Consider the following 21,896-nt stretch of genomic DNA (forward strand, 5'->3'; position numbering starts at 1 on the left):
AATGTGGCGAAAAAATTGGCAAGACCGTGTAATGTCTCACATACAGGAAAACTCTTCATTATATATATTTAACGCTGTTTTATTATTGATGGGAGTAATATTTGGAGCCATTCTTGTGAATAGTTTACAAATCAATCAAAAACAAGATTTATCATTTTATTTACAACGTTTTTTTGGACAAGTCTCTAAAGGAGAATTTGCCATTGCGGGCGAAATGTTTCGAGAAAGTTACTTTTCGCAATTAAAATACATCGGATTTATTTGGATTTTAGGGATTTCAATTATTGGATTACCACTTATTTTTATTTTATTATTTGTAAAAGGAGTTGTTGTTGGATTTACAGTTGGTTTTTTAGTAAGTCAGCATGGATGGAATGGACTATTATTAGCATTTGTATCTGTTTTGCCACAAAATTTAATTATCATTCCAGTCTTTCTCATTATGACAACCATTGCTGCAAGTTTTTCTTTACGGATGATTAGGCATCAATTTATTAGAAAAATAACCGAGCCACTATTACCATTATTAATCCGGTATACATGTTTCTTTCTTGTAATTGGAGCGGTATTAGCAATGGCTTGTAGTGTGGAGGCTTACGCATCACCAGTTTTAATGAAAGAAGTTGTTGAGGCTATTAATAAAAAATAAATATTTTTTGAGAATAATTATCAATTTGTTTTTATTGTTTTTCTTTTGACAGAAGCCCTTCTTCTGATATAATGGTGTAAGAGTGGCGAGGAGGGAGTAGTACCGAATGGAAGAAAGAATTGAACGAATTAAGAAGCAATTACATGCAGCGAGCTATAAATTAACACCGCAACGTGAAGCAACAGTTCGTGTGCTGCTAGAAAATGAAGAAGATCATTTAAGCGCAGAAGATGTTTACCTCCTTGTAAAAGAAAAGTCGCCAGAGATCGGATTAGCAACCGTCTATCGAACTTTAGAACTATTATCTGAGTTAAAAGTTGTCGATAAGATTAACTTCGGAGACGGTGTTTCACGCTATGACTTACGCCAAGAAGGTGCGCAGCGTTTTCACCATCATTTGATTTGTACACAATGTGGTGCTGTACAAGAAATACAAGAAGATTTACTTGGTGAAGTGGAAAGGAAAGTAGAACGAGACTGGAGCTTTAAGGTGAAAGATCATCGTTTAACATTCCATGGGATTTGTAAAAATTGTCAAGAAAATGAAACGGATGAAAAATAACCTTTTCCTATTTATCTAGGAAGAGGTTTTTTATTTGAATAAGGTATAAATTGGTGAAAGCTTGGCATATGTTGTAATAACTTATATTTTGGAGGAATTTACAATGCGCCGAGCTTTAAAATTAACTTTTGATGGAATAAAAGTATTTTTATTATTTACAAGTTGTACGATTTTGTTTTATTTCGCTATACTATGGATAAATGAAGAATATGAAAGCTATCATCGTTATGAAAAACCTAAAGAAGAGACTGTAGAAAAAGTATCAGGGAATGAAGAACCGGCAAAGGATGCTTTCGTAAATAGAATGATGTTTTTCTATGAAAATGGGGAGTAGTGTAGAGTGGAAGATCAATTAAAAGATTTTATTCATTATATGGTTGTCGAAAAAGGATTAGCAAAGAATACAGTAGTATCTTATGAACGGGATTTAAAAAGCTACGTAAAGTATTTGCAAAATGTGGAACAGACGAAAACTTTTCATGAAGTGACCCGTTTACACATTGTTAACTTTTTGCAGTATTTAAAAGAAAACGGAAAATCTTCGAAAACATTGGCGCGTCATATTGCATCAATTCGTTCGTTTCACCAATTTTTACTTCGTGAACGAGCGGTAGAACACGATCCATCCGTACATATTGAAACGCCGCAAGGGGAACGGAAATTACCAAAAGTATTATCAGTTGATGAAGTAGAGGCGTTACTTCAAACACCAAAAATGACAAGTGCTTTTGGGATACGTGATAAGGCGATGCTAGAGTTACTGTATGCGACAGGACTTCGTGTTTCAGAATTGATTGCACTCAATTTAGAAGATGTACATTTAACGATGGGATTTGTTCGTTGCATAGGGAAAGGGAATAAAGAAAGAATTATTCCACTAGGAAGTTTAGCAACGGAAGCGATTCAAAAGTATATTGAAAAAGGAAGAAGAGAATTAATGGGGAAAAAAGTAGTAGATGCACTCTTTTTAAACCATCATGGTAATCGATTATCAAGACAAGGATTTTGGAAAATATTAAAACGATTAGCGAAAGAAGCAAATATTGAAAAAGAGCTTACACCTCATACGTTGCGTCACTCGTTTGCTACGCACTTATTAGAAAATGGAGCAGATTTACGTGCTGTACAAGAAATGCTTGGTCATGCAGATATTTCAACGACGCAAATCTATACGCACGTTTCAAAAACTAGATTAAAAGATGTATATAAACAGTTTCATCCAAGAGCATAGTTACTATGCTCTTTTTTCATAGATTCAGAAGGGAAGACCGTTTCACAGAAACTTCACAAACATTTCGTATATTGTTTTCAGCAGAAGACTGGAATATTACAATGTATTTCCTCTATACTAAATAAAGTATAAAGGAGGAAATGATGATGAAAAAACTGATTATAACTTTATTTATCGCGATGCTAGCGTTGGCTGGCTGTAATACAAACAAAGAAGAACCGAAAAAAGAACAGAAACTTGAAGCTGTAAAAGTAGCAGTCCAAACAAATCCGAAAGAAATTAAACCAGGTGAAAAAACAGAAGTACAAGCACTTGTTACACAAGGGAAAGAAAAAGTAACGGATGCCGATGATGTAAAGTTTGAAATTTGGAAAGATGGCGACGAAAAGCACGAGATGTTAGATGGTAAGCATAAAGGAAAAGGTGTTTATGCAGTAGAGAAAACATTCGAAACGGATGGAGTATACCATATTATCGCTCACACAAATGCACGTGAAATGCACGTTATGCCGGAAGTGAAAGTTGCTGTAGGAAATGCGAAAGTAGAAGATGCGAAAAAAGAAAATAGTGATCACAGTGCAGGACATGGAGATCATAAAAGTGACACAATGATCCATCTTATGGCTGGAGACATAAAGGCAAATGCTGAATCTACAATGAAAGTTCATTTAAAGCAAAAAGAAGAAGCATTAGCTGGTGCTGAAGTACAACTAGAGATTTGGAAAGATGGTGTTGAAAAACACGAATTTATTCCAGCGAAAGAAGGGAATAAAGGAGAGTATGAAACGAAACATACTTTCAAAGAGAACGGTGCTTACAAAGTGAAAGTGCATGTAAGAAAAGGCGAATTGCATGAACATAAAGAAGAAACAATAGAAGTAAAATAAAAAGTAGCTCTTTAGAGCTACTTTTTATTTTTAATATGAAGAAATAAATCATAAAAAAATTAGCACTTCGTTGCAGAATGAATTACAATAGAAGTGTGAAGAAAATGAGAAATTCTACGAAAATGTATTAAAAAGAAAGCGTAAACATGTTATGATATCAGTATCAGATGTCTGACATCTGACTTAGAAAAAACTAGAAATGTTTTTGAGTCGTTTCAAGTAAAACGAAATAGGTTAGAGAATGGTTTAAAGAAGTACTGTTTGACAATGAGAATTCTTATGGATAACAGTTTCACTTTATAGCGTTTTGAACATACTACAAGAAGTAGAACTGAACTTATAGGAGGTCGCAGTTATGAATAAATATAAACGTATATTCCTAGTCGTAATGGACTCTGTGGGAATCGGTGAAGCACCAGATGCTGAGCAATTTGGTGATTTGGGATCTGACACAATTGGTCACATTGCTGAACATATGAATGGTTTACAAATGCCTAACATGGTGAAATTGGGTCTTGGTAACATTCGTGAAATGAAAGGTATCTCTAAAGTAGAGAAACCACTTGGATATTACACAAAAATGCAAGAGAAATCTACTGGTAAAGATACAATGACAGGTCACTGGGAAATCATGGGCCTTTACATTGATACACCATTCCAAGTGTTCCCGGAAGGATTCCCGAAAGAATTACTTGATGAATTAGAAGAAAAAACAGGCCGTAAAATTATCGGTAATAAGCCAGCTTCTGGAACTGAAATTCTTGATGAACTTGGCCAAGAGCAAATGGAAACCGGCTCTTTAATCGTTTATACTTCTGCTGATAGCGTATTGCAAATTGCAGCACACGAAGAAGTAGTGCCACTTGATGAGTTATATAAAATCTGTAAAATTGCACGTGAATTAACATTAGATGAGAAATACATGGTAGGTCGTGTTATTGCTCGTCCATTCGTTGGTGAACCTGGAAACTTTACACGTACACCAAACCGTCATGATTATGCATTAAAACCATTCGGCCGTACAGTAATGAATGAATTAAAAGATAGTGACTACGATGTAATTGCTATCGGTAAAATCTCTGACATCTATGATGGTGAAGGGGTAACGGAATCACTTCGTACGAAGTCTAACATGGATGGAATGGATAAGCTTGTAGATACATTAAATATGGACTTTACAGGTCTTAGCTTCTTAAACTTAGTTGACTTTGATGCATTATTCGGCCACCGCCGTGATCCACAAGGATACGGAGAGGCTCTGCAAGAATATGATGCACGTCTTCCAGAAGTATTCGCAAAACTACAAGAAGATGATCTATTATTAATTACAGCAGACCACGGTAATGATCCAATTCACCCTGGTACTGACCATACACGTGAATATGTACCATTATTAGCATATAGCCCAAGTATGAAAGAAGGCGGACAAGAGTTACCACTTCGTCAAACATTTGCTGATATTGGTGCAACAGTAGCAGAAAACTTCGGTGTGAAAATGCCAGAATACGGAACAAGCTTCTTAAACGAGCTAAAGAAATAGGGGGATAAACAAATGAATCGTGAACTTATTACAAAATCAGCTTCATACTTAAAAGAGAAATTTCAAGAGACACCACAAGTAGGACTAATCCTTGGATCAGGACTTGGTGTATTAGCAGACGAAATTGAGAACGCAGTAACAGTACCTTACAGTGAAATCCCTGAGTTCCCAGTATCAACTGTAGAAGGCCATGCAGGTCAACTAGTATTTGGCACACTTCAAGGTGTAACAGTAGTAGCAATGCAAGGACGTTTCCACTTCTATGAAGGATACGACATGCAAAAAGTAACATTCCCAGTTCGTGTTATGAAAGAACTAGGTGTAGAAACGGTTGTTGTAACAAACGCAGCTGGTGGTGTAAATACATCATTCGAGCCAGGCGATCTTATGTTAATTTCAGACCACATTAACTTCATGGGTACGAATCCATTAATCGGACCAAATGATTCTGAAATGGGCGTACGTTTCCCTGATATGTCTACATCATATACAGTAGAACTTCGTGAAATGGCGAAACAAGTTGCAGCAGACTTAAATATTAAAGTACAAGAAGGTGTATACGTTGGAATGACAGGTCCTGTATATGAAACACCTGCTGAAATTCGTATGCTTCGTACACTTGGCGGAGATGCAGTTGGTATGTCAACAGTACCTGAAGTAATTGTAGCACGTCATGCTGGAATGAAAGTATTAGGTATTTCTTGTATTTCAAATATGGCAGCTGGTATTTTAGATCAGCCACTTCATCACGATGAAGTAATTGAAACGACAGAACGTGTTAAAGCTAACTTCTTAGCATTAGTAAAAGCAATCGTCAAACAAATGAAGGGGTGACTTCACAATGAGAATGGTGGACCTAATTGCAAAAAAACGTGACGGACATGCATTAACGACAGAAGAAATTAACTTTATTGTTGAAGGATATACAAATGGTGATATTCCTGATTATCAAGTAAGTTCACTTGCAATGGCAATTTTCTTCCAAGATATGAACGATCAAGAGCGTGCTGATTTAACGATGGCAATGGTAAATAGCGGCGATACAATTGACTTATCAGCTATTGAAGGTGTAAAAGTAGATAAGCATTCGACAGGTGGTGTTGGTGATACAACGACACTTGTATTAGGTCCATTAGTAGCTGCTTTAGACGTACCAGTAGCGAAAATGTCTGGACGCGGTTTAGGACATACTGGTGGTACAATTGATAAATTAGAAGCAGTTCCAGGATTCCATGTGGAAATTGAAAACGATGAATTCATGCGACTTGTAAATGAAAACAAAATCGCTGTTATCGGCCAAAGTGGTAACTTAACACCTGCTGATAAAAAGTTATATGCACTTCGTGATGTAACAGCAACAGTAAACTCAATTCCGCTTATTGCAAGTTCGATTATGAGTAAAAAAATTGCTGCTGGTGCAGATGCAATTGTTCTTGATGTAAAAACTGGAGCAGGTGCATTTATGAAAACGGATGAAGATGCAAAACGTTTAGCAGAAGCAATGGTACGCATCGGTAATAACGTTGGTCGTAATACGATGGCAGTTATTTCTGATATGAGTCAACCACTCGGTGAAGCTATCGGTAACGCACTAGAAGTACAAGAAGCAATTGATACATTACAAGGTAAAGGGCCAAAAGATTTAGAAGAGCTATGTTTAACACTTGGAAGCCAAATGGTGTACCTTGCTGGACAAGCTTCATCTTTAGAAGATGCACGTGAAAAGCTAATTGAAGTAATGAACAACGGAAAAGCGCTAGAATCATTTAAAACGTTCTTATCAGCGCAAGGCGGCGACGCATCTGTTGTTGATGACCCTTCTAAATTGCCACAAGCACAATTTAAAATTGAAGTGGAAGCGAAAGAAGACGGATATGTATCAGAAATCGTTGCAGACGAAATCGGAACAGCAGCAATGCTTTTAGGAGCAGGACGTGCAACGAAAGAGTCAGAAATTGATTTAGCAGTTGGTCTAATGCTGCGCAAAAAAGTAGGCGATAGCGTGAAGCAAGGTGAATCCCTTGTTACAATTTACGCGAACCGCGAAAATGTTGAAGATGTAAAAGCGAAAATTTATGAGAACATGAAGATCTCTAAAGAACACGTAGATGCACCAACTTTAGTACACGGTATCGTAACGAAGTAATAAAAAAAAGCTGAGGAGATTTCTCCTTGGCTTTTTTTACTATTTTTTGTTTATAATAATAATGGGTGAAATTATGATTAGAATTTGTGCAGTAACAAAAACAGATGAAGTATTATATGATGTTTCTCTAGAAGAAACAAAGAAAGACCATATTGTATGGTATTGGCTAGATTTATATAAGCCAACGAAAGAAGAGTATACATATATTCTGCAAGACCATTTTAAGTTCCATCCCCTTGCAATTGAAGACTGTCTAGAATATGTACAAAGGCCAAAAGTTGATTTTTATGATGGATATAACTTTTTAGTTCTTCACGCGTTTGGAGAAGATGGGCTAGAACCACATGAAATTGATTTGTTTGTTAGTGATCGCTATATTGTTTCTTTCCATTTTTCTCATAATAATGCAATTGAAAGAGTATGGAAAACACTTGGTGAGAAGAGGCGGATTAAGAAAGGACCTTTACATGTAGCACATACAATCACTGATCAAATTGTAGATGATTATTTCGCACCTGTATATTACATTGAAGATCATTTAAATGCGATTGATGATAATTTAACAGGTGAGACAGCAGGAGCCGTGCTAGAAGAAGTATTTGATATTAGGGCAGATTTATCTAAGTTAAGACGTACAATTATTCCAATGCGTGATTTATTGTATCGTATTTTGAATTCCACTCGTTTTTACGGTATAAGTGATCATGAGATTTATTTTAAAGATATACATGATCATTTACTTAAACTTACGGAAATGATTGAGGCAAGTCGAGAGTTAACGGCGGATATTCGGGATAGTTATTTTTCATTAAACTCACATCATATGAATAACATTATGAAAACATTAACTGTATTCTCGACTATTTTCATGCCATTAACATTTATTGCGGGAGTATATGGAATGAACTTTACGCATATGCCAGAGCTTGGTGGACAATATAGTTATTTTATTTGTCTTCTTCTAATGGCATTAATTGGCGGCGGAATGATGGCATGGTTTTATAAAAAAGGATGGTTTAAGTAAAAAACACCGAGGATTTCCTCGGTGTTTTTTCTTAACCAATAGCATGTAATACAAACATAGCTAAGAATAAGCATGTAATGATATACATAGATGGTGCGACTTCTTTACGCTTTCCAAGAGCAACTTTTAAGATAGGGTAAGCAATAAATCCGAACGCAATGCCATCAGCGATACTATATGTGAGCGGGATCATAACGATAATTAAGAATGCTGGAAATCCTTCTGAAAAGTCGTTCAGAGGAATTTGTTGAATGCTTGTAATCATCAGACCGCCAATAATAATTAAGATTGGTGCAATGGCACTATCAGGAATTAATTTGACAAATGGAAGAGCAAACAGTGATGCAAAGAATAGCAACCCAGTAACGATAGACGTCAGACCTGTCTTACCACCTGCAGTAATACCTGCGGCACTTTCTACTGTTGAAACGGTAGGGCTTGTGCCAAATAGACCACATGTCATTGCTGAAATTGCATTGGCTTGGTAAGCACGTGGGAATTTACGATCATCTTCTAATAAACCGTGCAGAAGTCCCATGTTCTCAAAAATAAGCACCATGCTTAAAGAGAATGTTGCAATCCAAAATGGTAAGGAAGAAAGTTTCCCAAATGACATAGCTCCAAACACATCACCGTAATTAGCGAATGAGAATGAACTATTTCCCATTTGACTCGTATCCACAAGACCAAATAACCATGAGATACCAGTTCCTATTGCAATCGTCCATAAAAAGTTTCCACGTACGTTACGAATAAATAATACAAGTGCAATGATAAGAGTAAGTAATGTCGCAAGAACGACAGGATTACTTAATTTCCCCATTGCCACAGCAGTATTTGGGTTCGAAACGACTAAACCACCTTTTTGCAATCCGATAAACGCTAAAAATAATCCAATGCCGACAGTAATCGCTTCCTTTAATGACTTTGGAATTGATACTGATAGCACGCGAGCGATTGGTGTAAAAGCGGCAATTGCAAAAATAATACCAGAGATAAAGACAGCAGCTAATGCTTCTTGCCAAGTTAGTCCAAGCGTATGCACAGCTGTGTACGTGAAGAATGCATTTACACCCATACCAGGGACAAGAATAGCAGGTGCATTTGCCCAAAATGCCATGAGTAGACATCCGACAAATGAACTAAAAACAGTTGCTAAAATTCCAGCTTCAAGAGGAATGCCAGCATCTGATAAGATGGACGCATTTACAATCATAATATATACGATTGTGAAAAATGACGTAACTCCAGCTAAAACTTCTTGTTTTGGTGATGTTTCGTGTAAACCTAATTTAAATGTTCTTTCAAGTATTCCTTTCATGTTAAACCTTCTTTTTCATATCCCTCTCCCACCCGTGATATCTCTTTTGTAAGAGCTCACCGTCCTTTATTATATCAGAACATCATGTTTTTACAACAAGTAAAATGATAACGTTTACTTGTAAAGAGAATTCGTTATAAATACGTAAAAATAGCCCGTATGGATGAAATGATTTCTAATTCACCAGATTGAATGGGCGGGGCTGCTTGTGCATGTAAAGTAGCATAAGACGTAACCTCCCGTGGTAATTGGGCAGATTCTTCAACGAATGAGAGGGGAACAGGATTAATATTTAGATTATATGTACTCGCAATAGCACGAGCTTTTTCTACTGCCTGGTGCAGAGCTTGAATGAGAGCCTTCTCATAATATTTATTTGGATGAGATACTCGGAAACGTAAACCTTTTGCTACATTTGCGCCATTTGATACGGCTATATCATATACTTCCCCAGCTTTTTGTACATTTAAAACGGTAATTTCATACAAATGCTCCACACGGTATCCTTGGAGCAATGCTTTATCATTTACATATTCGTATTGAGGAGTGATCGTATAAGAAATCGTTTCTATATCTTTATCGGCAATACCAAGCTGTTTAAGTGCATCCAGTAATTGTTTTGATTGTACTGCATTTTCTTCCTGCGCTTGTTTTACATTTTTACTATCAGTTCGAATGCCAAGCGTTAATATAACAACGTTTGGTTTTGCTTTGACAACGCCTTCGCCTTGTACAGTAATAGTAGCTTCTTTACCAGTATTAGCTGTGCGTACGTTGTGTAAATAAGGATTTATTCCACCCTGCATTTTCCATCACCATCCTTTTTATATGTATATGTGTGAACAAAAAAGAAATTTATATGAAAAAAGTTACATAAATGAGAATGTTGAGGAAAGAAATCATATACAATATAGGTATTTATAGATTATAATATGTGTAAATATGATAAAAAAGGGACGAGGCTATTGAACGAAAAAAGAGAAACGCTGATTTTAGATTTATCTGCATCATTTCGAAAAATGATACGTTTATTACAAAATGATATTAATACACGTTTTGCAGAACATATGCCATATAATGAATTTTCTGTATTACGTGCGTTATTTTTAAACAGTCCACAGATGGCTTCGCAAATTGCGAGTGAAGTAAACGTAACCTCCAGTCATATTACAGCTGTTACAGATCGACTTGTACGAAAAGGATTAGTAGAAAGAAAACGTTCTAATTCAGATCGTCGTATCGTGTACTTAGAAATTACAGAGCACGGAAGAGAAGTAACTGAAAAACTTGAAGCTGTGCGTAAAGAATATTATAAAGAGAGATTTAAAGGTTGGAGCGACCAAGAAATAGAAATGGTCTTAGAACTATTTGGCCGCGTATTATAATAAATGAGGATAGGAAGCGAAAGCATTCCTATCCTTTTTCTTTTGAATAAAAATATTTTGAAACTCCGATACTTTAATTAAAAGATCGGAGGAAAGATTATGAAATATATTGCTGCACTTACCATTTTATTTGGTAGTTTTTTCTATTTTCAAACATTCACGTACGCAGATACGCCTATCCAAGTGGTGCGAAAAGAAGTGAAGTACATTGAAACTGATAATACAGTTTTATATTCGAAATTATGGGTTCGTTCTATGCAAAACGCAGTATTATTTCACCATAGCGATAATATTCGTAATCGGGACACATTACGTAATGTAACAAGTTCATCGCTTGTTAAAGCGAAGCAACTATCTTTTCAGAAAGCAGCACTTTATATACCGAGACTATCGCAATACGTATCAAAAATAGGGAAAGAAAACATTCAAGTGTACTACATTGCGATTCACTATAATGTGAAAAAAGAAAATGCATATCAATTAGATGGTATGAACTATTTTCTACAAGTATTTGTAAAAGAGCGTGGGGAATGGAAAATTGCCGAAAGTGTAGTTGCACCGACAGAGCAAATTGTGCAAAATGGTGATGGATTTGGGATGAAAGAAGAGATGGTGTATGGGGATAGGAGAGAGAATGTGAAATAACCTCCTCTTTAAGAGGAGGTTATTTCGTATGAAGTAAAAACTTTTTATTGACCAAATAGTTAAGTATTACATAGCTAAATAATCCTATTATTATGAATCCGGTGTAATAATTTAATAGAGGATCATTTTTTCCACCTGTTATCCGACCTCCTAATAAGGCAAAACATATTGTGGCACATGGTATAAATAAAACATGTAGTTTAGTGAATAATAATATTTTACCGCTATTTTCATTTGGAGTTCGATCATATAAAAATACTCCTAATGGTAAAAGAATGAGAATATAAAGAATCGGTGTGGAAATCTTCCAGATGGGCATGAATTGATGGTGTTCCTTAACGGATTCTTTTGAATTATTATTGCCATCTTCTTTTACTTTGGGATTAAATGTATAAGATATATAAGTATTATTAGTAGGTGCGAAAACTTCAATATTTTCTATATATGATGCATAATTCGTTTTTTTAAGGAAAAATTCAGTTGTAGATACATTTGTGTGAATCCAAGCAAAGTGAAACAGTAACATGCCTATTCCAGATGGTAATATAATGAAAATTAAGCTTAATATACTATGCGAAATGACATTGCCAGCAATTGTTCCGATAAAAATAGCTATTGTAAAAATTGCCATCCATGTAATGGTAACATAACATAATAATGTACCCATTGGCCCAAAAGATTGGTGTTGGCTAAAAAGATTAATTTTTAGGATGAAATACAATACGATGGCATTAATACCTATTATGAATATAATTGCGGTTGTCCCGAACAGCCACTTAGAAAGAAAAAGCTCTTTTCTTGTGAATGGCATTGCAAATAACAGATAGTCTGTTTGATTATGTCTTTCCCAACTGATTAATGAACAGGCAAGTAATATGAAAATTGGAATGAAGGGGATAATAAGAGTATCCCCATTTAAACTATAAAAGAAATAGCCATCTTCGTTTGGTTTAACCTGTAAATCCCTAAAATAGTTAATAGGTAAAAACCAAAAACTACTACAAGCAAAGAGTAAAAGAATGTACTTACTTTGTTTGTAATGATGGAGCCATAAAGCTTTATGAAACATGTAATCCCTCCAGTACAAAATTGTGATAATGATGAGTTTATTTAGCGTTCCAAGAGAACTTCCATTTCAATAGTTTGGATAGAAGAAAATAGCTCATTGTGCTTGCGCCAAAAAATCCAATGTAAAAATTAAGTAATGATTTATCTCCCCTTAAGACTAAACCAGCAACGATTCCTATAAAGAAAACAGCAAGGCCTATAACTATTTTTTGTAAATTCGGATAAAGTAAGAAGCTACCGTTTCGCTCATTGACTGAACGAACATATAAATACATACCCAAGGGTAATAAAATAATGGTATGTATAATAGGCGCAATCAATAATTTTGCTGAAGGGATTTTTGTAAAGTTTGGTTCGTTATGACGCACTCCATCAGAATCGGTATAGGCACTTTGTGGATTATAATCAAATCTAATACGAAAATCTTCTACTGGACCAGAAATACGGATGTTTTCCAAAAAACGGTGCATAATTCCATTGTTTTCATGAAAATCTATATTCGAGTGAACAGCAATGACTCCTGAAATAAGTGCTGGAATTAACATTGGGAACATGAATAGAGCTGCAGTGAGAAATCCTTGCGATATAACATTCCCAGCGATTGTTCCTATACATAAGGCAAGTGTATAAATAGCGATTAATACAATTAACATGTATATAAAATAACTATGGAATGGGGAGAATACTTGATATTTATTATGAAAAGTCAACTTTTTCATAATAGCAAATAGTCCCCAGTTTAAAATGACAACAGCGGCGATATTACAGATTCCAAACAACCACTTTGTTATATAGAGGTGTGAACGTTTAAAGGGCATAGACCATAACAAGTCGCTAGCGTTATTTTGTCTTTCCCATCCAATTAACGTACAAGCTAGCAAGATAAGCACAATACCTAACAGTGTGACGGGATTTATGAGTGTTAAATCAAAATTGTAATGATATACATAGTTCCACTTTTTATTGTCATTTAGAAATTGTTGCTGTTGAATAGAAGTCATATAGTAGTAATATGACAAAGTATAGAAGCTGACGAGCCAAAATAACCATACAACATATTTACTTTGTTGATATGTTCTTAGCCATAGTGCTTTTTGAAACATAGGATCTCTCCTTTAAAAAACTTTATAATTTGTTAGGCGTGATAATATAACATAAGTAATGATTCCAGTGAGAAACAAACAAATATAGTAGTTAAGTAAGAAATTAAATTGATTTAGTTTATAGCCACCTAGTAATGCAAAGTAAATGGTTGTCCCCCATATCCATATTCGTAAATGTTTTTGGAAAATAAATATCTTTTGAGTGTTTTCATTTGGTGATCGTGTATATAAATATGTTCCAAGTAGTAAGTAAACTATTGTATAAAAAATAGAGACTAACATCGATTTAGCTGAATAATAGTGATAAGATGCTGGATCTCTTAAAATAGTTGAGTTCTTTTCTTTTTTACGTGATTCAGGATCATAATGGTAATAAATCGTGAAATTATATATTGGTGCAACTATATTTGTTTTTTGATTAATTTCGTAAAGTTGTTCATCTAACTTATAATTTTTAGTATCGGTAGCTTCTAAGTGATTTATCGTAAAAGTGTACACTAGTGGAATAAATGTAAGCCCCATTAGTAACCAAGGAATACAAAAAACAACCTGCGAAACAACGCTGCCAGTAAAAGTACCGATGCATAGTGCAGCTGTATATACTGCTGCATAAGAAACAATCGCATAAAGAAAGTATCGATGAAATGGACTAAATGATTGATAATCAAAATGAATAGTTGTTCTATAAATAACATACATAAGAATCCAATTTATAAGTAACGAGCTCACAATACAAAAGGAACCGAAAGCCCATTTAGATAAGAAGACATCTTTTCTTTTAAAAGGCATCGTCATAAGTAGTGTATTAGATTGGTTGCTACGTTCCCATCCTATCAATAAGCAGGCTAAAGCAATGATAAGAACAGTTAACCAAAAACTATTACCTTCGCCTGGCGAAAAGGCATAAAAATAATAATACTGTTTACCTTTTTCTTGTAATTCGTAATACTCAGCAAGTTGTCTCTGAGCACTTTTATAGTAGCTAAAAGATAACAAGTAAAGCGAACTAAAGAAAAACAGTAACGCAGCATATTTCCCGCGCTTCCAATTCCACATCCACAACGCTTTATGAAACATACCCATCCTCCTCCAGTGTCGTAACGAAGACATCTTCAAGTGACATTGTTAGTTCTTCAATGAGTATAGGTTGCTCTTTATAAAACTTCTCCAGTGTTGTAGCTACATTTCCCTCAATTAAGATTGTATATACTTTTCCCGTTTGGTTTAATATTTTAATATTGCTTAAGTTTTCTAGTTTTTGAGGTAATGAGCGTTCATAGGCTACTTGGATTTTAGCAAATTGTGATTTTGCATCGTCTAGTGATGTAATAGAAGATACAGTATGTCCTTTTAAAATAATGATTGTATCTGCAATTTGTTCAACTTCATCTAAATGATGGGTAGATATGAAAATGGTAATCTCTTTTTCTGCAACTTCTCCAACGAGAAACTGTAAAATCTGTCTTTTAACGATAGGATCAAGTCCGTTTGTTGGTTCATCTAAAATAATATATTCTGCCTGTGCAGCAACAGCTAAAATGATGGCAAGCAGTGCTTTCATTCCTTTTGAATAACTACGAATTCGTTTGTTTGGTAAATTGAAACGTTCTAGTAGTTCGTAGAAATATGGTTCATCAAATGCTGTATAAACTGCTTTATAAAACTTCACGATTTCTTTTACTGTATAACCGTTCAGTATGTTAGTAGAATCCGGAACATATACGATTTTTTGTTTCGTTTCAGGATTTTTATGAATGTCGATATCCTCATATGTAACAGTTCCCTCATCTGGGTCTAAAATACCGACTATCGTTCGTAATAAAGTTGTTTTCCCCGCACCATTTCTTCCAAGTAATCCGACGATACTACCTTTTTGTAATGTGAAAGAAACATCGTCTAAAATTGTTTGATTATCAATTGTTTTCTTCAAGCTTGTCACTTTCAACATCCGTATTTCCTCCAATCTCTTTATAGTATGAATCTATCCAATCATGAATTTTATCTTTCGTAATACCAAGATAAGAGGCTTCTAATAGTAATTGATGAAATTGCTTTTCAACCATAGCGATTTTCCTTTCGTCTAATGTTGGGGTAATCGATTGGGATACAAATGTTCCTTTTCCTCGTAACGTTTCAATAATTCCTTGTCGCTCTAACTCTTGATACGCTTTACTCACTGTATTTGGATTTATAACGAGTAAAGAAGCGAGCTCGCGTACAGAAGGAAGTTTATCACTTGGAGCCAACATGTTTTTCAATACGAGTTCTTTTATATTTTGAACAATTTGTTCCCATATCGGAGTGTTGCTTCTTGGGTCAAGTTGAATATGCAAGAGCAATGTCTCCTTCCTCATATGCATTAAGTGTACTACTGTGTGTAATACACTTAATACAATATAGGGGACGAATGTATTTGTCAAATGAAAATAATAGAAAAAATTGGTATTAAAAAAAGAGAAATTGGAAAAAATAGGTCTGATATAGAATGGAGGGTTAGTCATGAAGCGAGTTTTTGGAATACTTGTTTGTTTCATGTTATTGCTTTCTGGAACTTCAGTGAGTTTTGCGCAATCTGAGAAAACGAAGCAGGAGAAAACAGAAGAAACAACGCCGAAGTTAGCGGAACAAGCGTCGTCAGCAATCGTAATTGAGCAAGATACAGGTAAAGTTTTATTTGATAAAAACCCAAATGAAAAATTACCACCTGCTAGTATGACAAAGATTATGACAATGCTTTTAATTATGGAACAAGTTGAAAAAGGAAAACTAAAACTGACCGATAAAGTTAGAGCGAGCGAACATGCAGCTTCAATGGGTGGATCGCAAATCTTTTTAGAACCTGGGGAAGAGATGACTGTAAATGAGATGTTAAAGGGTATTGCAATTGCATCTGGAAATGACGCATCTGTTGCAGTAGCTGAGCATATCGCAGGTTCAGAAGAAGGATTTGTAAATATGATGAACAAAAAGGCGAAAGATCTAGGGTTGAAAAATACACATTTTCAAAACCCAACAGGTCTTCCGGCCAAAGACCATTATTCGACAGCAAATGATATGGCTATAATGGCGAGAGAATTGATGAAGTATCCACTTATTCGTAAATACACAGGTAAGTACGAAGATTATTTACGTGAAGATACGGATAAAAAGTTTTGGCTCGTTAATACGAATAAGCTAGTACGTTTTTATCCTGGCGTAGATGGAGTAAAAACAGGTTTTACGACAGAAGCGAAATATTGTTTAACAGCATCGGCTCAAAAAAATGGCATGCGTGTCATTTCAGTTGTCATGGGAGCACCAACATCAAAAGAACGGAACAACGAAGTGACGAAGCTTCTTGACTATGCATTTGGACAATATATGACAAAGAAATTGTATACGCGCGGCGAAAAAATTAAGACAGTTCAAGTAGGAAAAGGGAAAAAAGAAAAAATAGATTTAGTTGCGTCAGATAATGTTTCTCTTCTTATGAAGAAGGGCGAGAGTATGGACAAGGTAAAACAAGAAGTAATTGCTGAAAAGAAAGTAAAAGCACCGATTAAAAAAGGTGACGCGCTTGGCACACTTGTTATTAAAAAAGATAAAGATGTTTTATTAAAACAAACAATTGTAGCAAAAGAAGATGTTGCTGCAGCGAGCTGGTGGGAGTTATTTAAAAGAAGTTTTGGGATGTTTTCAACATCAAAATAGCGGCAAATAGTTTGCCGCTTTTCTATTCGTATGCCAGTGAATAATGCTGAAAGGTTTCACTTTATGACGAAATAGTTCTTCTTTTGTCAGCAGGAAGGATTCTTATTTTATATCACGAAAATCTTTATGTATGTGAATAAGTAAAGTTTGAGCATAAGGAGGAAATCGTGTGAGTCTTTCCATGCAATTAGAAGTAAAACGTGACGTCCTATGTGTGAGACTAGAGGGTGAATTAGATCATCATACGGCTGAAGAGTTGCGAACGAAAGTAACAGATATGATTGAGACACATGGTGTTCATCATATTGTTTTGAGCCTAGAGAACTTATCGTTTATGGATAGTTCTGGTCTAGGTGTTATATTAGGCCGATATAAACACGTAAAGGGATTAGGTGGAGAAATGGTTGTTTGTGCAATTTCACCGCCTGTTAAGCGTTTATTTGAAATGTCGGGCTTATTCAAAATCGTTCGCTTAGAAGAAAGTGAAGCGCACGCGCTCGCGACGTTGGGGGTGGCATAGATGAGAAATGAAATGAACCTTCAATTTTCAGCATTAAGTCAAAATGAATCATTCGCTCGCGTTACAGTGGCGGCTTTCATTGCACAACTAGATCCAACGATGGAAGAATTAACGGAGATCAAAACAGTTGTGTCAGAAGCGGTTACAAATGCAATTATTCATGGATACGAAGGAAATGCAGAAGGTATTGTTTATATTTCTGTAATTTTGGAAGAAGCAATGGTGAAACTCACGATTCGAGATGAAGGGATTGGAATCTTTAACTTAGATGAAGCGAGACAACCCCTTTTTACAACTAAACCTGAATTAGAGCGTTCCGGAATGGGATTTACTATCATGGAAAATTTTATGGATGAAGTAGAAGTTATTTCAAACGAATCTTTCGGGACAACAATCCATTTGACAAAATACTTATCAAATAGTAACGCTCTATGCAATTAAGGAGAATAGCCTATGGACATAGAGGTCAAAAATGAGAAGAAGAAACCTCAGTTAAAGGACCACGAGCTAAAAGCGTTAATTCAAAAAAGTCAAGATGGAGATCAACAGGCGAGAGATACAATCGTTCAAAGTAATATGCGTCTCGTTTGGTCGGTTGTACAGCGGTTTCTTAATCGAGGATACGAACCAGACGATCTATTTCAAATTGGATGTATTGGGCTCTTGAAATCGGTAGATAAATTTGATTTATCTTTCGACGTGAAATTTTCAACATATGCAGTTCCAATGATTATTGGAGAAATACAACGTTTTTTACGTGATGATGGATCAGTGAAAGTTAGTAGGTCTTTAAAAGAAACAGGGAACAAAATTCGAAAGATGAGAGATGAGCTTTCGAAAGAGTTCGGAAGGGCTCCAACGATTAATGAGGTGGCAGAGGCGCTAGAACTAACGCCAGAGGAAGTTGTTCTAGCACAAGAAGCGAGCCGGGCGCCTTCATCTATACATGAAACTGTATATGAAAACGACGGTGATCCAATCACTATTTTAGATCAAATTGCAGATCAATCTGAAACGAAATGGTTCGATAAAATTGCTTTAAAAGAAGCGATTAGAGAACTAGATGAACGAGAGCGCTTAATTGTATACTTGCGTTACTATAAAGATCAAACACAGTCAGAAGTAGCAGAGCGCATAGGTATTTCGCAAGTACAAGTTTCAAGACTTGAAAAGAAAATATTAAAACAGATGAAAGATCGAATAGACGAATAATTGTCTATTCGATTTTTTTATGAAGTTAATAGGAGAGAGATGTTAATTTTCGAAAAAATTAACAGAATTTATTGATAATTTAGTTAATTTAAAATATAATCCAAGTATGAACTTGTCATAAAGGGGGGAAGGAAACATGGAAACGAGGCAACAATGGGGAACGAGAGCTGGATTTATTTTCGCAGCGGTCGGATCTGCCGTTGGATTAGGAAACATATGGCGTTTTCCTTATACAGCGTATGAAAATGGCGGCGGGGCATTCTTTTTACCGTACTTATTTGCATTATTAACGACGGGTATTTCATTGTTAGCATTTGAGTTTGCTCTTGGTCATCGTCATCGTGGCTCAGCACCACTTACATTTTTCCGTATTAGCCCGCGTGCCGAATTTATTGGATGGTGGCAAATGTGCGTAACATTTATCGTTTCAACATATTATGCAGTGATTATTGCTTGGTCTATATCGTATACATACTTTGCAATTACTGGAGCATGGGGAAAAGACACGCAATCATTTTTATTTAAAGAGTACTTACATGTTGCAGATAAGCCAGGACAATTTGGAGGACTTGTACCGGAAGTATTAATTCCGTTAGCTCTCGTTTGGATTATTGTGCTTGGCGTTGCATTTAAAGGAGTTAAAAAAGGAATCGAAGTTGTTAACCGTATATTTATTCCTTTATTAGTTGTTATGTTCCTTATTATCGTCGTTCGTGCAGTGACGATGGAAGGTGCTATGCAAGGACTAGATGCATTCTTTAAACCAGATTGGAGTCGTATTTTTGATGGGAAAGTATGGCTTGCTGCTTATGGTCAAATATTCTTTAGTTTATCTTTAGCATTTGGAATTATGATTACGTATTCTAGTTATTTACCGAAAAACTCTGATACAACAAATAATGCCTTTATTACTGGATTCGCAAACTCAGGATTTGAATTATTAGCAGGTATTGGAGTCTTTGCAGCTCTTGGATTTATGGCAAATAATATGGGAGTACCGGTTGATAAAGTAGCAAGTGCTGGCGTTGGACTTGCGTTCGTAGTATTTCCGCAAATTATTAATGAGTTGCCGATGTCACCGTTGTTTGGTGTATTATTTTTCTTATCGTTAACGGTTGCTGGAATCACATCACTTATTTCACTTGCGGAAGTATGCTTTGCCGCTGTATCTGAAAAATTCAGTTTAAGTCGTGAAAAAACCATTGGAATTATGGGAACCCTTCTCGTGTTAGTTTCTCTTGTTTTTGCAACACGTGGTGGACTTATGTTCTTAGATGTTGTCGACTATTTCGCTAATAATTTCGGATTAATTACAATTGCACTTGCGGAAGTAGTTACGATAGGGCTCATTTTACGTCGTTTACCAGTTTATCAAAATCATGCAAACTTTGTATCTGATATTAAATTAGGAACGTTTTGGAGAGTGAGTTTACTCGTTATTACTCCGCTTATGTTAGGGTATATGCTAATTGATGGTACAATCCAAAATATTAAAAAGAACTATGGAGATTATCCGACTGAGTTTGTTGTAACGTATGGTTGGTCGATAGCAGCAGCATTCCTCATAGTTGCAATAATCATTGGTCTGAAAAAATGGGATGCACAAATTCATTCGGACTCTGCCAAACTTGAAAAAGAATGGAAAGATCGAGGTGTTTCATAATGAGTGGATCAGCGATTATGATGATGGTTATTGGAATCGTAGTCATTTGGGGAGGGCTTGCATTAAGTATTGCAAACTTATTTAAGAAAAAGGCATAAGTAAAAAACATCTGCACCAAAATGGTGCAGATGTTTTTTTATGAAAAAATTGTATTAGAAAAAAATTCAATAACCATACTACAACTACGAGGAAGAGTGAAGGGGTGAATGAAAGTTGGAACAAACGATTTATATTAAAATGCGCAATCGTTTAAAAGTTTCTCCTACTTATGAAGTAAAGCTGGGCGATGTTGCTCAACTTGCCGGAGATTCTTCCGTAGTTGAGTTGTTACAAAATGAGATAGTTTACAAAATAACAGCGCATGATAAGACGCATGTTGTAATTGATGTTATGAAAGTAATTGAGATTATTCAACAGAAAGCATCTCATGTACAAATTAATTTACTCGGTTCTGGACAAACTCTTGTTGAAATTATATACGAAAAAAAGAAGGCGCATCCAGTTTTTTTCGGGCTTGTATGGCTGTTACTTTTCATTGGAGCGGCCCTTGCGATCATTTATTTCCATGAAGATGTAAGTATGCAACAAGTACATCAACGGTTATATTACATGATTACTGGAGAATTTAATGCGCAACCACTTTTATTTCAAATTCCTTATTCTTTAGGTCTTGGCTTAGGGATGGTTTTATTCTTTAATCATGTATTTCAAAAGCGAATTAATGAAGAGCCAAGTCCGCTAGAAGTTGAGATGTTTCAATACCAACAGTCGCTTGATCAATATGTAATCGTTAATGAAAACAAGGATAATATGAAACAACTTGCCGATGATTGAGTCTGGATTTGTTATTTTAATTGGTTTAGCTGGAGGGATTGCGGTAGGTAGCGGGTATGTCGCATTTTTAGCTGTACTTGGTATAATCCCCCGTTTAGCTCAATTAACGAGAAGTGGAAAGCATATTCAATATTTTGAGTGGGCAGTCATTGCAGGTACTTTAACAGGGGCTTGGTGTAGTTTGAAAAACATTACATTTCAAACATCGCAATATTGGCTCGTTATATTAGGGATATTTTGTGGCACGTTCATTGGAATGCTTGCTGCGGCATTAACAGAGGTGTTAAATGTTCTACCTATTTTAGCGAAACGAGTAGGGGTAGAGGGGAAGATTGTTGTTTTACTCATTGCTATTGTACTTGGGAAAGTAATAGGATCGTTGTTTCACTGGATTTATTTCGTAAAGTAGGAGGCAG

The 21,896-nt window shown here is 35.5% G+C and carries 26 protein-coding genes; 19 read left to right on the forward strand and 7 right to left on the reverse strand.

Annotated features, from left to right (window positions below; all coding sequences use genetic code 11):
* Window positions 1-31 precede the first annotated feature (31 nt).
* From spoIIM to corA, 9 genes are all read left to right on the forward strand, one after another.
* Window positions 32-649 carry a stage II sporulation protein M gene (gene spoIIM / locus N2V92_RS14385; RefSeq protein ID WP_223308695.1) on the forward strand — a complete coding sequence of 206 codons (618 nt, stop codon included), beginning with the start codon at window positions 32-34 and terminating at the stop codon, window positions 647-649.
* Window positions 650-755: 106 nt separating this feature from the next.
* Window positions 756-1,211, forward strand: a complete 456-nt coding sequence (gene fur, locus N2V92_RS14390) for a ferric iron uptake transcriptional regulator (protein WP_000392657.1) — start codon at window positions 756-758, stop codon at window positions 1,209-1,211.
* Window positions 1,212-1,314: 103 nt separating this feature from the next.
* A complete protein-coding gene (locus tag N2V92_RS14395) occupies window positions 1,315-1,545 on the forward strand; it encodes a YqzK family protein (protein WP_001250432.1) in 231 nt (76 codons plus the stop codon).
* A 6-nt stretch (window positions 1,546-1,551) separates the two neighbouring features.
* Window positions 1,552-2,442 (forward strand): site-specific tyrosine recombinase XerD, encoded by an 891-nt coding sequence (gene xerD / locus N2V92_RS14400; protein WP_000390088.1) that lies wholly within the window; start codon window positions 1,552-1,554, stop codon window positions 2,440-2,442.
* A gap of 146 nt (window positions 2,443-2,588) precedes the next feature.
* A complete protein-coding gene (locus N2V92_RS14405; protein ID WP_000733454.1) occupies window positions 2,589-3,329 on the forward strand; it encodes a FixH family protein in 741 nt (246 codons plus the stop codon).
* 355 nt (window positions 3,330-3,684) lie between these two features.
* Window positions 3,685-4,869, forward strand: a complete 1,185-nt coding sequence (gene deoB, locus N2V92_RS14410; protein ID WP_001046081.1) for a phosphopentomutase — start codon at window positions 3,685-3,687, stop codon at window positions 4,867-4,869.
* Window positions 4,870-4,881: 12 nt separating this feature from the next.
* Entirely contained in the window at window positions 4,882-5,703 is an 822-nt protein-coding gene (locus tag N2V92_RS14415) for a purine-nucleoside phosphorylase (RefSeq protein ID WP_001078446.1), read from the forward strand.
* A 7-nt stretch (window positions 5,704-5,710) separates the two neighbouring features.
* Entirely contained in the window at window positions 5,711-7,015 is a 1,305-nt protein-coding gene (locus tag N2V92_RS14420; RefSeq protein WP_001243069.1) for a pyrimidine-nucleoside phosphorylase, read from the forward strand.
* Between the two features lie 61 nt (window positions 7,016-7,076).
* Window positions 7,077-8,039, forward strand: a complete 963-nt coding sequence (gene corA / locus N2V92_RS14425; RefSeq protein WP_002026281.1) for a magnesium/cobalt transporter CorA — start codon at window positions 7,077-7,079, stop codon at window positions 8,037-8,039.
* 31 nt (window positions 8,040-8,070) lie between these two features.
* Here corA and N2V92_RS14430 read toward each other — a convergent pair whose 3' ends face one another.
* Together N2V92_RS14430 and N2V92_RS14435 are read right to left on the reverse strand one after the other, a co-directional pair.
* Entirely contained in the window at window positions 8,071-9,360 is a 1,290-nt protein-coding gene (locus tag N2V92_RS14430; protein WP_000676243.1) for an NCS2 family permease, read from the reverse strand.
* 134 nt (window positions 9,361-9,494) lie between these two features.
* Entirely contained in the window at window positions 9,495-10,166 is a 672-nt protein-coding gene (locus tag N2V92_RS14435) for an SIMPL domain-containing protein (protein ID WP_001161431.1), read from the reverse strand.
* 159 nt (window positions 10,167-10,325) lie between these two features.
* Here N2V92_RS14435 and N2V92_RS14440 point away from each other — a divergent pair, with 159 nt between their 5' ends.
* Window positions 10,326-10,745 carry a MarR family winged helix-turn-helix transcriptional regulator gene (locus N2V92_RS14440; protein ID WP_001003307.1) on the forward strand — a complete coding sequence of 140 codons (420 nt, stop codon included), beginning with the start codon at window positions 10,326-10,328 and terminating at the stop codon, window positions 10,743-10,745.
* Between the two features lie 99 nt (window positions 10,746-10,844).
* The gene (locus N2V92_RS14445) at window positions 10,845-11,390 is read left to right on the forward strand and encodes a hypothetical protein (protein ID WP_016077277.1); all 546 of its coding nucleotides are present in this window, start codon (window positions 10,845-10,847) and stop codon (window positions 11,388-11,390) included.
* A gap of 19 nt (window positions 11,391-11,409) precedes the next feature.
* Here N2V92_RS14445 and N2V92_RS14450 read toward each other — a convergent pair whose 3' ends face one another.
* Genes N2V92_RS14450 through N2V92_RS14470 form a run of 5 tightly spaced genes read right to left on the reverse strand, consistent with a single transcriptional unit; the run spans window position 11,410 to window position 15,894 of the window.
* Window positions 11,410-12,459: an ABC-2 transporter permease gene (locus N2V92_RS14450; protein ID WP_000468503.1), complete on the reverse strand. Its 1,050-nt coding sequence runs from the start codon at window positions 12,457-12,459 to the stop codon at window positions 11,410-11,412.
* A gap of 37 nt (window positions 12,460-12,496) precedes the next feature.
* Complete coding sequence (locus N2V92_RS14455; RefSeq protein WP_000486556.1) at window positions 12,497-13,561, reverse strand: ABC transporter permease subunit; 1,065 nt, start codon at window positions 13,559-13,561, stop codon at window positions 12,497-12,499.
* 12 nt (window positions 13,562-13,573) lie between these two features.
* Window positions 13,574-14,638, reverse strand: a complete 1,065-nt coding sequence (locus N2V92_RS14460) for an ABC transporter permease (RefSeq protein ID WP_000468519.1) — start codon at window positions 14,636-14,638, stop codon at window positions 13,574-13,576.
* Window positions 14,628-15,509 carry an ABC transporter ATP-binding protein gene (locus N2V92_RS14465; RefSeq protein ID WP_000922124.1) on the reverse strand — a complete coding sequence of 294 codons (882 nt, stop codon included), beginning with the start codon at window positions 15,507-15,509 and terminating at the stop codon, window positions 14,628-14,630. Before N2V92_RS14465 ends, N2V92_RS14460 begins: the two co-directional genes overlap by 11 nt.
* Window positions 15,475-15,894: a GntR family transcriptional regulator gene (locus N2V92_RS14470; RefSeq protein WP_000548027.1), complete on the reverse strand. Its 420-nt coding sequence runs from the start codon at window positions 15,892-15,894 to the stop codon at window positions 15,475-15,477. Before N2V92_RS14470 ends, N2V92_RS14465 begins: the two co-directional genes overlap by 35 nt.
* A 166-nt stretch (window positions 15,895-16,060) precedes the next feature.
* On the opposite strand from N2V92_RS14470, the gene dacF reads away from it, so the two are divergent.
* The 8 genes from dacF (at window position 16,061) to spoVAB (ending at window position 21,889) form a co-directional block, all read left to right on the forward strand.
* Window positions 16,061-17,251 carry a serine-type D-Ala-D-Ala carboxypeptidase DacF gene (gene dacF, locus N2V92_RS14475; RefSeq protein WP_000832002.1) on the forward strand — a complete coding sequence of 397 codons (1,191 nt, stop codon included), beginning with the start codon at window positions 16,061-16,063 and terminating at the stop codon, window positions 17,249-17,251.
* Between the two features lie 169 nt (window positions 17,252-17,420).
* The gene (gene spoIIAA / locus N2V92_RS14480) at window positions 17,421-17,771 is read left to right on the forward strand and encodes an anti-sigma F factor antagonist (protein WP_000059135.1); all 351 of its coding nucleotides are present in this window, start codon (window positions 17,421-17,423) and stop codon (window positions 17,769-17,771) included.
* On the forward strand, window positions 17,772-18,212 hold the full coding sequence (gene spoIIAB / locus N2V92_RS14485) for an anti-sigma F factor (RefSeq protein WP_001243398.1): 441 nt from the start codon (window positions 17,772-17,774) through the stop codon (window positions 18,210-18,212).
* Window positions 18,213-18,224: 12 nt separating this feature from the next.
* On the forward strand, window positions 18,225-18,983 hold the full coding sequence (gene sigF / locus N2V92_RS14490) for an RNA polymerase sporulation sigma factor SigF (protein WP_000350729.1): 759 nt from the start codon (window positions 18,225-18,227) through the stop codon (window positions 18,981-18,983).
* A gap of 136 nt (window positions 18,984-19,119) precedes the next feature.
* Window positions 19,120-20,646 carry a sodium-dependent transporter gene (locus N2V92_RS14495; protein ID WP_000450088.1) on the forward strand — a complete coding sequence of 509 codons (1,527 nt, stop codon included), beginning with the start codon at window positions 19,120-19,122 and terminating at the stop codon, window positions 20,644-20,646.
* On the forward strand, window positions 20,646-20,744 hold the full coding sequence (locus N2V92_RS14500; RefSeq protein WP_000016826.1) for a methionine/alanine import family NSS transporter small subunit: 99 nt from the start codon (window positions 20,646-20,648) through the stop codon (window positions 20,742-20,744). Before N2V92_RS14495 ends, N2V92_RS14500 begins: the two co-directional genes overlap by 1 nt.
* Before the next feature lie 115 nt (window positions 20,745-20,859).
* On the forward strand, window positions 20,860-21,480 hold the full coding sequence (locus N2V92_RS14505) for a stage V sporulation protein AA (RefSeq protein ID WP_000438368.1): 621 nt from the start codon (window positions 20,860-20,862) through the stop codon (window positions 21,478-21,480).
* Window positions 21,473-21,889 carry a stage V sporulation protein SpoVAB gene (gene spoVAB / locus N2V92_RS14510; protein ID WP_000572938.1) on the forward strand — a complete coding sequence of 139 codons (417 nt, stop codon included), beginning with the start codon at window positions 21,473-21,475 and terminating at the stop codon, window positions 21,887-21,889. Before N2V92_RS14505 ends, spoVAB begins: the two co-directional genes overlap by 8 nt.
* Window positions 21,890-21,896: the final 7 nt, after the last annotated feature.

It is taken from the genome of Bacillus sp. CH_48 (genome assembly GCF_038008465.1).
Taxonomy (GTDB): Bacteria; Bacillota; Bacilli; order Bacillales; family Bacillaceae_G; genus Bacillus_A; species Bacillus_A thuringiensis_S.

Bases quoted from the DNA above. Each gene is read 5' to 3' on its own strand.
- spoIIM (WP_223308695.1), top strand. From the start codon at position 32: ATGTCTCACATACAGGAAAACTCTTCATTATATATATTTAACGCTGTT.
- fur (WP_000392657.1), top strand. From the start codon at position 756: ATGGAAGAAAGAATTGAACGAATTAAGAAGCAATTACATGCAGCGAGC.
- N2V92_RS14395 (WP_001250432.1), top strand. From the start codon at position 1,315: ATGCGCCGAGCTTTAAAATTAACTTTTGATGGAATAAAAGTATTTTTA.
- N2V92_RS14405 (WP_000733454.1), top strand. From the start codon at position 2,589: ATGAAAAAACTGATTATAACTTTATTTATCGCGATGCTAGCGTTGGCT.
- deoB (WP_001046081.1), top strand. From the start codon at position 3,685: ATGAATAAATATAAACGTATATTCCTAGTCGTAATGGACTCTGTGGGA.
- N2V92_RS14415 (WP_001078446.1), top strand. From the start codon at position 4,882: ATGAATCGTGAACTTATTACAAAATCAGCTTCATACTTAAAAGAGAAA.
- N2V92_RS14420 (WP_001243069.1), top strand. From the start codon at position 5,711: ATGAGAATGGTGGACCTAATTGCAAAAAAACGTGACGGACATGCATTA.
- corA (WP_002026281.1), top strand. From the start codon at position 7,077: ATGGGTGAAATTATGATTAGAATTTGTGCAGTAACAAAAACAGATGAA.
- N2V92_RS14430 (WP_000676243.1), bottom strand. From the start codon at position 9,360: ATGAAAGGAATACTTGAAAGAACATTTAAATTAGGTTTACACGAAACA.
- N2V92_RS14435 (WP_001161431.1), bottom strand. From the start codon at position 10,166: ATGCAGGGTGGAATAAATCCTTATTTACACAACGTACGCACAGCTAAT.
- N2V92_RS14445 (WP_016077277.1), top strand. From the start codon at position 10,845: ATGAAATATATTGCTGCACTTACCATTTTATTTGGTAGTTTTTTCTAT.
- N2V92_RS14450 (WP_000468503.1), bottom strand. From the start codon at position 12,459: ATGTTTCATAAAGCTTTATGGCTCCATCATTACAAACAAAGTAAGTAC.
- N2V92_RS14455 (WP_000486556.1), bottom strand. From the start codon at position 13,561: ATGTTTCAAAAAGCACTATGGCTAAGAACATATCAACAAAGTAAATAT.
- N2V92_RS14460 (WP_000468519.1), bottom strand. From the start codon at position 14,638: ATGTTTCATAAAGCGTTGTGGATGTGGAATTGGAAGCGCGGGAAATAT.
- N2V92_RS14465 (WP_000922124.1), bottom strand. From the start codon at position 15,509: ATGTTGAAAGTGACAAGCTTGAAGAAAACAATTGATAATCAAACAATT.
- dacF (WP_000832002.1), top strand. From the start codon at position 16,061: ATGAAGCGAGTTTTTGGAATACTTGTTTGTTTCATGTTATTGCTTTCT.
- spoIIAB (WP_001243398.1), top strand. From the start codon at position 17,772: ATGAGAAATGAAATGAACCTTCAATTTTCAGCATTAAGTCAAAATGAA.
- sigF (WP_000350729.1), top strand. From the start codon at position 18,225: ATGGACATAGAGGTCAAAAATGAGAAGAAGAAACCTCAGTTAAAGGAC.
- N2V92_RS14495 (WP_000450088.1), top strand. From the start codon at position 19,120: ATGGAAACGAGGCAACAATGGGGAACGAGAGCTGGATTTATTTTCGCA.
- N2V92_RS14500 (WP_000016826.1), top strand. From the start codon at position 20,646: ATGAGTGGATCAGCGATTATGATGATGGTTATTGGAATCGTAGTCATT.
- spoVAB (WP_000572938.1), top strand. From the start codon at position 21,473: ATGATTGAGTCTGGATTTGTTATTTTAATTGGTTTAGCTGGAGGGATT.